Source organism: Tardiphaga sp., from assembly GCF_028290785.1.
Classification (GTDB): Bacteria; Pseudomonadota; Alphaproteobacteria; order Rhizobiales; family Xanthobacteraceae; genus Tardiphaga.
On the sequence record NZ_JAQGJD010000203.1, the window covers coordinates 1 to 11,692 of the forward strand.

General features: G+C 64.6%; 10 protein-coding genes and 2 pseudogenes. 9 read left to right on the forward strand and 3 right to left on the reverse strand.

The genetic code is table 11. The features are described 5' to 3' along the window. Window positions 1-207: pseudogene (locus tag JWR89_RS11740) on the forward strand (ABC transporter ATP-binding protein); the annotation flags it as partial. A gap of 149 nt (window positions 208-356) precedes the next feature. On the opposite strand, the gene JWR89_RS11745 reads toward JWR89_RS11740, so the two are convergent. Beyond that, complete coding sequence (locus JWR89_RS11745; protein WP_299716024.1) at window positions 357-1,031, reverse strand: Crp/Fnr family transcriptional regulator; 675 nt, start codon at window positions 1,029-1,031, stop codon at window positions 357-359. A 227-nt stretch (window positions 1,032-1,258) separates the two neighbouring features. Between JWR89_RS11745 and JWR89_RS11750 the strand changes: the two are divergent. The 8 genes and pseudogenes from JWR89_RS11750 to JWR89_RS11785 all read left to right on the forward strand — a co-directional run bounded on the left by JWR89_RS11750 (window position 1,259) and on the right by JWR89_RS11785 (window position 10,691). Next, a pseudogene (locus JWR89_RS11750) lies at window positions 1,259-2,077 on the forward strand (ABC transporter ATP-binding protein). Next, the gene (locus JWR89_RS11755) at window positions 2,074-4,002 is read left to right on the forward strand and encodes a long-chain fatty acid--CoA ligase (protein WP_299716026.1); all 1,929 of its coding nucleotides are present in this window, start codon (window positions 2,074-2,076) and stop codon (window positions 4,000-4,002) included. Before JWR89_RS11750 ends, JWR89_RS11755 begins: the two are co-directional and overlap by 4 nt. Window positions 4,003-4,252: 250 nt before the next feature. Beyond that, on the forward strand, window positions 4,253-5,146 hold the full coding sequence (locus JWR89_RS11760; RefSeq protein ID WP_299716029.1) for a branched-chain amino acid ABC transporter permease: 894 nt from the start codon (window positions 4,253-4,255) through the stop codon (window positions 5,144-5,146). 3 nt (window positions 5,147-5,149) lie between these two features. Beyond that, complete coding sequence (locus JWR89_RS11765) at window positions 5,150-6,223, forward strand: branched-chain amino acid ABC transporter permease (RefSeq protein WP_299716032.1); 1,074 nt, start codon at window positions 5,150-5,152, stop codon at window positions 6,221-6,223. 58 nt (window positions 6,224-6,281) lie between these two features. Further along, entirely contained in the window at window positions 6,282-7,562 is a 1,281-nt protein-coding gene (locus tag JWR89_RS11770) for an ABC transporter substrate-binding protein (RefSeq protein ID WP_299716035.1), read from the forward strand. A 256-nt stretch (window positions 7,563-7,818) separates the two neighbouring features. Further along, window positions 7,819-8,658, forward strand: coding sequence for an ABC transporter ATP-binding protein (locus JWR89_RS11775; RefSeq protein ID WP_299716037.1), 840 nt, complete (start codon window positions 7,819-7,821; stop codon window positions 8,656-8,658). Between the two features lie 108 nt (window positions 8,659-8,766). Then, window positions 8,767-9,993, forward strand: coding sequence for an AMP-binding protein (locus JWR89_RS11780; RefSeq protein ID WP_299716040.1), 1,227 nt, complete (start codon window positions 8,767-8,769; stop codon window positions 9,991-9,993). Window positions 9,994-10,244: 251 nt separating this feature from the next. Further along, a complete protein-coding gene (locus JWR89_RS11785; RefSeq protein WP_299716043.1) occupies window positions 10,245-10,691 on the forward strand; it encodes a GtrA family protein in 447 nt (148 codons plus the stop codon). Here the strand turns inward: JWR89_RS11785 and JWR89_RS11790 are convergent. Further along, window positions 10,633-11,274 (reverse strand): VTT domain-containing protein, encoded by a 642-nt coding sequence (locus JWR89_RS11790; protein ID WP_299716046.1) that lies wholly within the window; start codon window positions 11,272-11,274, stop codon window positions 10,633-10,635. The two genes, JWR89_RS11785 and JWR89_RS11790, sit on opposite strands and share 59 nt — an antisense overlap. Window positions 11,275-11,299: 25 nt before the next feature. Further along, on the reverse strand, window positions 11,300-11,692 hold a 393-nt coding region (locus JWR89_RS11795), incomplete at its 5' end, for an AGE family epimerase/isomerase (RefSeq protein ID WP_299716049.1).

Below are 11,692 nucleotides of genomic sequence, written 5' to 3' on the forward strand. Positions count from 1 at the left end.
CCGATCATCGTGCAGCAGGTCGGCGACCTCATCGCCGAGATCGCGCGGCGCGGCGTCGCCATCCTGCTGGTCGAGCAGAAGCTGTCGATCGCCATGCGCATCTCGCACCGGCTCTACGTGATGGGCCACGGCCGCATCGTATTCGAAGGCACGCCGGCAGAGCTCAAGGCCAACGACGCCGTGCGCAAGGAATGGCTTGAGGTGTGAGGCCTGGGCTGTCATTCCGGGGCGCGCGGGCGCAGCCCGAGCGAACCCGGAATCCCGAAATGTTCAGCGCGCAACTATCTCCGGATTCCGGGTTCAAGCTCTGGTCGGCTCTGCCGACCGAAGCTTGCCCCGGAATACGGATTGGCGCCCTACTCCCCGTAACGGCGCAGGCGCTCCAGATCGACGATCGTCACGCCGCCATATTCGAGCCGCAGCAGCCCTTCGCGCTCCAGCGTCTTGAGGCACTTGTTGGCATTCTGCCGCGAGATCCCGGACAGCGCGCCGATCTCCTCCTGGGTGATTTCCAGATGACGGGTCAGGTCCGGGTAGAGAATGGGGTTGAACAGCGAGGCGATGCAGCGCGCGAGGCGCCCCGTCGCATCCAGCATCCGGCCGTATTCCAGCAGCGCCATGAACTGACCGAGGCGCTCATTCAACTGCCCGACGAGGAAGCGATTGAACACGACGCTGTTCTCGAGCAGCCAGAAGAAGGTGACGCGGTCCATCATCGCCAGCCGGGTATCGCGTAACGCGACCACGTCGTAGCGCCGTGCTTCGTTCTTGAGCACGGTGCCCTCGCCGAACCAGGCGCCGGCGGTGAGACCGGTAAAGCTGATGGATTTGCCGGCGCGCGAGACGTTGCCGATCCGGATCAGGCCGCTGACGACGCCGGTCCAGAATTCGAACTGATCGCCGCGCATGCAGACGAATTCATTCGCGCTGAATGACTTCTCGATAATACCGCCACGGGCAATCTCGATTTCCCGCTCGTTCAGGTCCCGCGCCCACGGCGCGATACGCTTGAGATGATCTGCAGCAATCATGATCCCGGCATTCATTCCAATGTTGCGACGCAGCAAGCCGCGCCACGCGACAAATTGGCTGGCAGAATGTCAGGCGCGAGACATTTCACAACAGCGATTTGCCGTAGTGAGGATCTCGCGGAAGGTCATTAGTAGAATGGCTTAGGCAGATCGGGCAAGGTAAGCTCGGCACCATTCCGGCAATGTGGATAAAGAGCGCGTCAAGCGCCGTATCTGGGAGGATGTGGGTGACGTACGCTTTGGAAGTGCGCGGGGTGTCCCTGCGCTTCGGCGGGGTGCGTGCGCTCACCGAGGTGAGCTTTGCCGTTCGCCCCGGCGAATAGTTCTCGATCATCGGCCCGAACGGCGCCGGCAAGACCTCCATCGTCAACTGCATCTCCGGCCGCTACCGCCCGACCGAAGGGCAACTGTTCTACCGCGGCCAGGACATTACCGGCCTCACGCCCAATGCCCGGCCCGGCCTCGGCATCGGCCGCACCTTCCAGAACCTTGCGCTGTTTCACCATATGAGCGTGCTCGACAACATCATGGTCGGGCGCCATCACCTCCTGAAGAACAACTTCCTCACCGGCTCGCTGTACTGGCTGACCGGCGCGCGCACCGAAGAGCTGGCGCATCGCCGCAAGGTCGAGGAGATCATCGACTTCCTCGATCTGCAGAGCGTGCGAAAGGCCACCGCCGGCACCCTGCCCTACGGCCTGCGCAAGCGCGTCGAGCTGGCGCGCGCGATGGCGCTGGAGCCGAACCTCATCCTGCTCGACGAGCCGATGGCCGGCATGAACTTCGAGGAGAAGGAGGACATGGCGCGCTACATCGTCGATCTCAACGAAGAGTTCGGCATGGCCGTGATGATGATCGAGCACGACATGGGCGTGGTGATGGACATCTCGCACCGGGTGATGGTGCTGGATTTCGGCCGCAAGATCGCCGAGGGCGACCCGGCCGCCGTGCTCGCCGATCCGCATGTGAAACGCGCTTATCTCGGCGAGGAAGACGAAGTGCTGGTCGATCCCGACGACACGCCGGCGGCGGAGAGCGCGGCATGATGGATTATGCGGGCCGGGTTCAACAGGCCGACACCTATCCCAAACTGCTGCGGCTCAACGCGCGCGAACACGGCGGCGATATCGCCCTGCGCGAAAAGGATTTCGGGCTGTGGCGCGTCTTCACCTGGAACGACTATCAGGCTCGCGTGAAGGACTTTGCGCTCGGGATGATCGAGCTGGGGATCGTCAGGGGCGACGTGGTCGGCATCATCGGCGACAACCGACCGGACTGGGTGGCGGCGGAAATCGCCGCGCACGCGGTCGGCGCCATGAGCCTGGGTCTCTACCGCGACGTGCTCGACGAGGAAGCCGCGTATCTCCTGAACTACGGCGAAGCCAAGATCGTGTTCGCCGAGGACGAGGAGCAGGTCGATAAATTGCTGGCGCTGGCCGACCGGGTGCCAGCGCTGCGCCACATCGTCTACAGCGATCCGCGCGGGATGCGGAAGTACGATGACCCGCGTTTGCTGCAGGCCGACAAGCTCGCCGAGATGGGGCGCGCCCGCGCGGCGCGCGAGCCGGACCTGTACGACCGGATGGTCGACCAGACCCGCGGCGAGGACGTCGCCATCCTCTGCACTACGTCGGGCACCACCTCGCATCCGAAGCTGGCGATGCTCGCCGCCGGCCGCGTGCTCGGCCATTGCGCGACCTATCTCGCCTTCGACCCGAAGGATTCGTCCGACGAATACGTCTCGGTGTTGCCGCTGCCGTGGATCATGGAGCAGGTCTATGCGCTGGGCAAAGGGCTGCTGAGCCGCATGAAGGTCAACTTCGTCGAGCAGCAGGACACGCTGATGAACGACTTTCGCGAGATCGCGCCGACTTTCGTCTTGTTCGCGCCGCGTGTTTGGGAAGGCATCGCCGCCGATGTCCGCGCCCGCGTGATGGATTCGTCGCCGCTGAAGCAGAAGCTCTACGATGTCGGCATGAAGGCCGGGCTCAAAGCATTGGCCGACGGCAAGAAGTCCGCGGTCGCCGATACGCTGTTGTTCCGCGCGCTACGCGACCGGCTCGGCTTCACGCGGCTGCGCTCGGCGGCCACCGGCGGCGCGGCGCTGGGGCCGGACACGTTCAAGTTCTTCCGCGCCATGGGCGTGCCGCTGCGCACGCTGTACGGCCAGACCGAAACGCTCGGCGCGTTCACGCTGCACGAGGCTTCGGCCGTCGATCCGGATACAACGGGCGTGGCGATGGGCGAGCAGATCCGAATCGAAATCCGCGAGCCCGACGTACACGGCGTCGGCGAGATCGTGGTGCAGCACCCCAACATGTTTCTCGGCTACTACAAGAGCCCGGAGGCTTCCGCCGCCGATCTGCGCGACGGCTGGATGCATTCCGGCGACGCCGGCTATTTCAACGACAACAAGCAGCTCGTGGTGATCGACCGCATCAAGGATCTCGCGCAGACGTCGCGCGGCGAACGGTTCTCGCCGCAGTATATCGAGAACAAGCTGAAGTTCTCGCCGTATATTGCCGAGACCGTGGTGCTGGGCGACAATAGAGACGTGCTGGCGGCGATGATCTGCATCCGGTTCTCGATCATCTCGAAATGGGCGGAGAAGAACCGGCTGTCGTTCACCACCTACACCGACCTGGCGTCACGACCCGAGGTCTACGCGCTGCTGCGGAAAGAGGTCGAGGCCGTCAACGCCACGCTGCCGCCGGCGCAGCGCATCGCTAAATTCCTGCTGCTGTACAAGGAGCTCGACGCCGACGACGGCGAGCTGACCCGCACGCGAAAAGTCCGCCGCAGCGTCATCAACGAGAAATACGCGGATATCATTGACGGCATCTATGGCGGGGCGCGGGATATCCCGGTGGATACCGTGATCCGGTTTCAGGACGGCACCACGCAGCGGATCCGGACGACATTGCTGGTGATCGACCTGGCAAGAGATGTTGCGATGGAGGCGGCGGAATGAGGGGGCACCTGAGTCTGCGTTCAGACCGCGCGCCGGCGCCCGTAGCCGCACCCTCTCCCCTCGTGGGAGAGGGTTACGCGGAAATGCACCCCGAACTCGCTCGGGAGCGGGGGTGCCAAACGCACGGTCTTCGCCTGTGGCTCCCCCTCTCCCGTCCGCGCTACGCGCGGCCACCCTCCCCCACCCTGCAAAGCTTCGCTTTGCTTGGGGGGGAGGGGACGATCGCATCTGGCAGCGAGCGAACATCCGCATGAACACCCACCTCTTGCTCCAGCTCGTCGTCAACGGCCTTGTGGTCGGCACGCTGTATGGCGTCGTCGCGATGTCGTTCGTGCTGATCTACAAGGCGACGCAGGTCGTCAATTTCGCGCAGGGCGAGTTGCTGCTGATTGGCGCCTGGGTGTGCTGGACGCTGCTGACCAAGTATCAGGTGCCGTTCTGGCTGGGCATGCCGATGACGCTGGTCTTCATGTTCGCGTTCGGCATCCTTATCCAGATCGTGATCCTGCGACCGATGATCGGCGAACCGATCATCTCGGTGATCATGGTGACCATCGCTTTGTCCGCCGTGTTCCAGGCGTCGCTGAAATGGATCTATGGCGTCAGCCCGCAGCCGTTTCCGCGCGTATTCACGAGCCAGTCGGTGTCATTCGCCGGACTGCAGATCCAGACTGTGTATGTGATGAGCCTGGTGGTCTCCGTGCTGATGATGGTCGGCATGGCGTGGTTCTTTCGGGTCTCGAAATGGGGCCTCGCGATGCGCGCCACGGCGTTCAACCAGCAGGTCGCGCAGTCGCTGGGGATTTCCGTGAAGACCGTGTTCGCCATGGCGTGGGCGATCTCGGCGATGGTCTCCGCGGTCGCCGGCGTGGTCGTGGCCGTGGTCAACGGCGTGTCGTCCGGCCTGTCGATCTACGGCATCAAGGTGTTTCCGGCGGCGATCCTCGGCGGGCTCGACTCGGTCGGCGGCGCGGTGATCGGCGGCATTATCATCGGCGTGCTGGAGAATGTCGCGCAGTTCGTCGATAGCGAATATCTGCACTGGGGCAATCTCTATGAGGTCGCGCCGTTCTACGTGCTCATCATCATCCTGATGATCAAGCCTTACGGCCTGTTCGGCACCAAAGACATCGAGCGGGTCTGATCCATGGCAACTCCCTCGCTCATCCCCGCCGGCGACTTCCGCAGCTCCTATGCGGTCGACACCACCATCTTCCCGACCAAGACCAGCCGCAACGCGGCGATCCTCGGCGTGGTGCTGATCTGCTTCGCACCGCAAATGCTCAGCGAATACTGGCTCAGCCAGCTAATCATGATCGGCATCTACGGCATCGCGGCGCTGGGGCTCAACATCCTGGTCGGCTTTACCGGCCAGATCTCCATCGGCCACGCCGCGTTCTTCCTGTTCGGCGCTTTCACCTCGGCCTACATCTCCAACAACTATCCAATCCCGGTGTTCTTCTCGATTCCGATCGCCGGCGTCGTCACCGCCATTGTGGGACTCATTTTCGGCCTGCCGGCGGCGCGGCTGAAGGGATTGTACCTCGTCATCGCCACGCTGGCTGCGCAATACATTTTGCTGGATTTCTTCTCACGCGCCGACTGGTTCTCCGGCGGCTCGGTGCCGGCGACGGCCAAATCGTTCTCGATCTTCAACTATACGCTACGCGGCGACCGGCAATATTTCTACGTGGTGCTGGCCTATGTGGTGGCGAGCTACCTGCTGGTCACCAACCTGATGCGCTCGCGCGACGGCCGCGCGCTGGTGGCGATCCGCGACCACTACCTCTCCGCCGAGATCATGGGCATCAACCTGACCAAATACCGCACGCTGTCGTTCGGCCTCGCGGCATTCTTCGCGGGGATCGCCGGGGCGCTGTACGCGCATAACCAGCTCGTGGTGTCGAACGAAGGTTTCGGCATAGAGCGCTCGATTCTGTTTCTCGCAATGGTGATCATCGGCGGCACCGGCTCGATCATGGGCACGCTCATGGGCACCGCCTTCGTGGTGCTGCTGCCGGAAAGCATGGAGTGGATTTCCGCGGAGCTGAAAGGCGGCGCCATCGACCGCGCGCTGCAGCTCAACAACAACATCACGTTTTTGCGCGAGATCGCGATCGGGCTGATCATCATCGCGTTCCTGGTCTTCGAGCCGGACGGGCTCGCGCACCGCTGGCGGCAGATCAAGACCTACTGGAAACTCTACCCGTTTTCGCATTGAGGTTGAAACAAGACTGGCTAGACTGAACCATCAACAAAAAACCACCGGGAGACTGCTCATGACGATGAAATCGCTTCTAAGTACCGCATCCATTGCCCTTTTGCTCGCGGGCGCAAGCGCCACCGCGCAGGCGCAGATCGCGGTCGGCCATCTCGCCGATTATTCCGGCGGCACCTCTGACGTCGGCACGCCCTATGGCCAGGGCGTGGTGGATACCTTCGCCTGGATCAACAAGAACGGCGGCGTCGGCGGCAAGCAGGTCAACCTCGATTCCAACGACTACGGCTACCAGGTGCCGCGCGCGATCGCGCTGTACAAGAAGTGGTCCGGCGCCGACAAGGTCGCGGCAATCATGGGTTGGGGCACCGCGGACACCGAGGCGCTCACCGGCTTCCTGGCGCAGGACAAGATCCCGGATATTTCCGGCTCGTATTCCGCCGCGCTGACCGATCCGACCGGCGCCGGCGGAAAAGCCAAACCCGCGCCGTATAACTTCTTCTATGGCCCATCCTATTCCGACGCGCTGCGCGCCGAGCTGACCTGGGCGGCGGAGGACTGGAAGGCCAAGGGCAAGACCGGCAAGCCGAAATTCGTCCATATGGGCGCCAACCATCCCTACCCCAACGCGCCGAAGGCCGCGGGTGAAGCCATCGCCGCCGAACTCGGCTTCGACGTGCTGCCGCCGCTGGTGTTCGCGCTGGCACCGGGCGACTACTCCGCGCAGTGCCTGAGCCTGAAGAGCGCGGGCGCCAACTACGCCTATCTCGGCAATACCGCGGCCTCCAACATCTCGGTGATGAAGGCCTGCAAGTCGGCCGGCGTCGATATCCAGTTCATGAGCAACGTCTGGGGCATGGACGAGAACGCCGCCAAGGCCGCGGGCGACGCCGCCGACGGCGTGATCTTTCCGCTGCGCACGGCCGTGAGCTGGGGCGGCAACGCGCCCGGCATGAAGACCGTGACGGAAATCTCGAAGATGTCGGATCCATCAGGCAAGATCTATCGCCCGGTGCATTACGTCGCCGCGGTCTGCACCTCGCTGTACATGCGCGAAGCGCTGGAATGGGCCGCCAAGAACGGCGGCGCCACCGGCGAAAACGTCGCCAAGGGCTTCTATCAGAAGAAGGACTGGGTGCCCGTCGGCATGGAAGGCGTCTGCAATCCCTCGACCTGGACCGACAAGGACCACCGCCCGACCACGAAGGTGGATCTGTATCGCTCCAAGGTGAGTGGCGCGACCGACGGCGATCTCAACGACCTGATGGCCAAAGGCACCGTCAAGCTCGAGAAGGTCAAGACGGTCGACCTGCCGCGCAAGCCGGAATGGCACGGTTGGTAGTTGTCGGTTGGTATTGATGTAGCGAGACGCTCTCGGTTTCCCTCCCCCCGCGCGCAGCGTAGCTGTGCGGGGTGGGGAGGGTCGGCCGATCGAAGGCAATGCGCTAGCATTGCCGAAGAGGAGGCCGGGGTGGGGGGCGCCACGGGCTCCGGAGCTTGTGGCGCCCCCCACCCGACCGGCCTGACGGCCGGCCACCCTCCCCACCGCGAAGACGCGGGGGAAGGGAAAGATAGAGCCGCGAACGGGAGTGATTGCTTTGCAGACTACACTTCAATCGGAGGCGAAAGTCGCGGCGACGCCCGCGATCCCGCCCCTGCTCGCCGTGCGCAATATCGAGGTGGTCTATGACGACGTCATCCTCGTGCTGCGCGGTTTGAGCATGGAGGTGCCGAAGGGCGCCATCGTGGCCTTGCTCGGCGCCAATGGCGCGGGGAAGTCCACCACGCTGAAGGCGATCTCCGGGCTATTGGAGACCGAGGACGGCGAAGTTACGCGGGGCGAGATCGTGTTCGATGGCGAGCGCATCCACGGCATCGATCCCGACAAGATCGTCCGCCGCGGCATCTTTCAGGTGATGGAGGGCCGCCGCATTGTGTCCGACATGACCTCGCTGGAGAACCTCCGGCTCGGCGCCTTCACCCGAAAGGACAACGAAGTCGGCCAGGACATCGAGATGGTCTACGACTACTTCCCGCGGCTCAAGGAGCGCACCGGCCTCGCCGGCTACCTCTCCGGCGGCGAGCAGCAGATGCTGGCGATCGGACGCGCGCTGATGGCGCGGCCGAAGATGATCCTGATGGACGAGCCGTCAATGGGGCTGTCGCCGCTGCTGGTCAAGGAAGTTTTCGCCATCATCAAGAAGATCAACCGCGACCTCGGCGTCACCATTCTGCTGGTGGAGCAGAACGCGCGGGCGGCCTTGTCCGTTGCGAGCCACGGCTACATCATGGAACAGGGCAAGGTGGTGCTCGACGGCACCGCCGACGAATTGCGCGACAACGAGGACGTGAAAGAATTCTACCTCGGCGGCGCCGGCGACCAGCGCAAGAGTTTCAAGAATCTGAAGAGCTTCAAGCGCCGCAAGAGGTGGCTGTAGAACCTTTCTTTCGTCATGCCCGGCGCATGCCGGGCATCCACGTTCTCGCGAGACATCGTGGATGGCCGGGACGGGCCCGGCCATGACGGCGCATAGACGGAGCCATCGATGACACCGCATTTCGACACCCTGGAAAACTGCGATCCGTCGCATCGCCATGCCAACCTGTTTTCGCGGCTGCCGGATACGTTGCGCCATGCGATGCAGGCGCCGGCCTATGCGGCGCACCTGAAGGGCATCAACCCGGCCGCGGTGGTCAACCGCGCGGCGCTGGCCAAACTGCCACTGCTGCGCAAATCCGACCTGCCGGCGCTGCACAAGGCCAGGCCGCCGTTCGGCGGCTTCGTCACCGATCCCGCCGGCTCGTTCGGCCGGTTGTTCACCTCGCCGGGCCCGATCTTCGAGCCGGAGGCGAAGCACCCCGATCCGTGGCGCGGCGCACGCGCGCTGTATGCCGCAGGCTTCCGCTCCGGCGACATCGTGCTGAACACCTTCAGCTATCATCTGACGCCGGGCGGCTTCATCTTCGACAGCGCGGCGCGGGCGCTGGGCTGCCCGGTGATCCCCGCCGGCCCCGGCAATGTCGAACAGCAGCTCGAGCTGATCGAGGCCTATCGCCCGGTCGCCTATGCCGGCACGCCGGACTTTCTGAAGATCCTGCTCGATGCCGGCCGTACGGCGAAGCGCGACATGTCCTCGATCAAGCGCGCCATGGTGTCGGGCGCGGCGTTCCCGAAGTCGCTGCAGGACGAGATCAAGGCTGTTGGCGTCGATGCCTACCAGGCGTTCGCCACCGCCGACCTCGGCTTCATCGCCTATGAGAGCACCGCGCGCGACGGCATGATCGTCAACGAGGATCTGATCCTGGAGATCGTCAAGCCCGGCACCGGCGATCCGGTGCCGGAGGGCGACGTCGGCGAGATCGTGGTGACCTCGCTGGATCACCACCACCCGTGGATCCGGCTGGCGCTGGGGGACCTCACGGCAGCGCTGCCCGGCCACTCGGCCTGCGGCCGCAGCAACATCCGCATCAAGGGCTGGCTGGGCCGCGCCGACCAGGCCACCAAGATCAAGGGCATGTTCGTGCGCCCCGAACAGGTCGCGGAGATCGCCGCGCGGCATCCGGAACTCGGACGTCTCCGCCTGGTGGTGACGCGCGACGGCGAGAACGACGCGATGACCCTGCAGGCGGAGGCCACCACGGCCAGCGCAGAGCTGCAGGACGCGGTGGCTGTGAGCCTGCGGGCGGTGAGCAAGCTTGGCGGAACCGTGGAACTGGTGGCCGCCGGCAGCCTGCCCAACGACGGCAAGGTGATCGCCGACGAGCGGGGCTGAGCCCGAGTGCTTTCCTACCTCGCCCCGCTTGCGGGGAGAGGTAGGAGCCTCGCGCCAGCGAGGCTCCGGGGGAGCCAGAATTTCACGCGACAGTCCCCTCACCGTCTTCGCTTCCCGAAGCCACGCTCTCCCCGCAAGTGCGGGGCGAGGGAAGCAATGCAACCGCGCGCCCTCCGCATTGCCAGAAAAAGCCGGACTCGCCTGCCCGATCCTGCTATGCAGCGGCCCTGATCGAGGACCGGCCGTTACCCATGAAGTTGTTTCTGCCCCAAATTGCCGAAGACTGGCTGGCGCGGCCGATGGTCGCCAAGATGATCAGCTTCGGCGTGATCGGCCTCGGCAATACCGCGATCGACCTGGCGGTGTTCAGCCTGGCCTATTCGGTGCTCGGGCTGCAGCTGGTGCCGTCCAACGTACTGGCCTGGCTGGTGGCGGTGTCGTGCTCCTACGTCATGAACACCATGATCACGTTTCGTGCCGAATCCGGTCGCGTACTGCGCCGCAAAGATTATTTCAGCTTCGTCGCCTCGGGCGTGCTCGGCGTCATCGTCACCACCACCACGCTGGTGGTGCTGTCGAACTTCATGCCGGTGCTGGTCGCCAAGCTGGTGGCGATCCTGGCGAGCTTCGCGGTCAATTTCACGATGTCGCACTTCGTGGTGTTCCGCACGAAGCTGCCGGTCGATCCGCCCCGGTAACGGTCAATATCTTCCGGATCCGCCGCGACACCAGCACGGCGATGGTCAGCACGACAATCGCCGCCAGGCCCATCAGCCACGGGTTGAACGGCAGTTCGCCATTCTCGAGCAGGATCGCGCGGCCGGAGGCGCCGACCCAGGTGTAGAGCGCGATCTGCGGCAGCGTGAATACCAGAGTGATCAGCAAATACGGTAGCAAGCCGATATGGGTCAACCCGAACAGGTAATTCTGCACGCAGTTCGGCGCCGGTCCCCAGAACCGCATCAAGGCGGCGATGCGCCAGCCTTCGTCGTCGATGGCCTGGGCCAGCACGCCCCACAGCGGCTTCCGGCCAGTCTGGCGCTCGACCCAGCGGCGCAGCAACCCGCGCGCCAGCAGGAACGCCAGGACGCCACCCAGCGTCGTGCTGGGCACGATCACCCACAGCGCCTGGAGGCCGAAGGCGGCGCCGGCGCCGAGCATCAGGAAGACGCGCGGCATCGGCACGAACGCCGCCACGACGAACAAAGCCGCCAGCACGGCGGCGGAGCCGAGGTCGAGCTGGCCGAAGCTTTCCAGCCAGCGAACGGTCTCGGAGGTCATGTCGCCTCGCGCGCGTACGAGACCATTAGCCGAGCACCCGGTCGGCTTCCGCGACGGCGCAGAGCACATGGTAGAACGTTGACGCGGGGATAGCCTCCACCAGCGAGCGGCCTTCGGCGTCGAACTGGTCGTACCAGCCGCCCTGGACGGGATGCGTGAGGTAATGCTGCTGCAGCCGTACCAGCGCCGCGCGGGCTTCGTCGGCGGCGCCCGGCTCGCCGGCTTCGGCCTGGGCGATCCAGGCCTTGGCGATCTCGGTCTGCGGCCAGCACCGTCGGGTGGCTTTGACGGCGCGGCCCTCGGCGTCGCCCTCGTCGATCAACAGGCCGGTGGCGGCTTCGCGAAAACGCAGCGCGGAGGCCAGCAACTGCCCGCGATGTTTGGCGGTCGGGCAACCGGTGATGCGCTCGAACCCCTT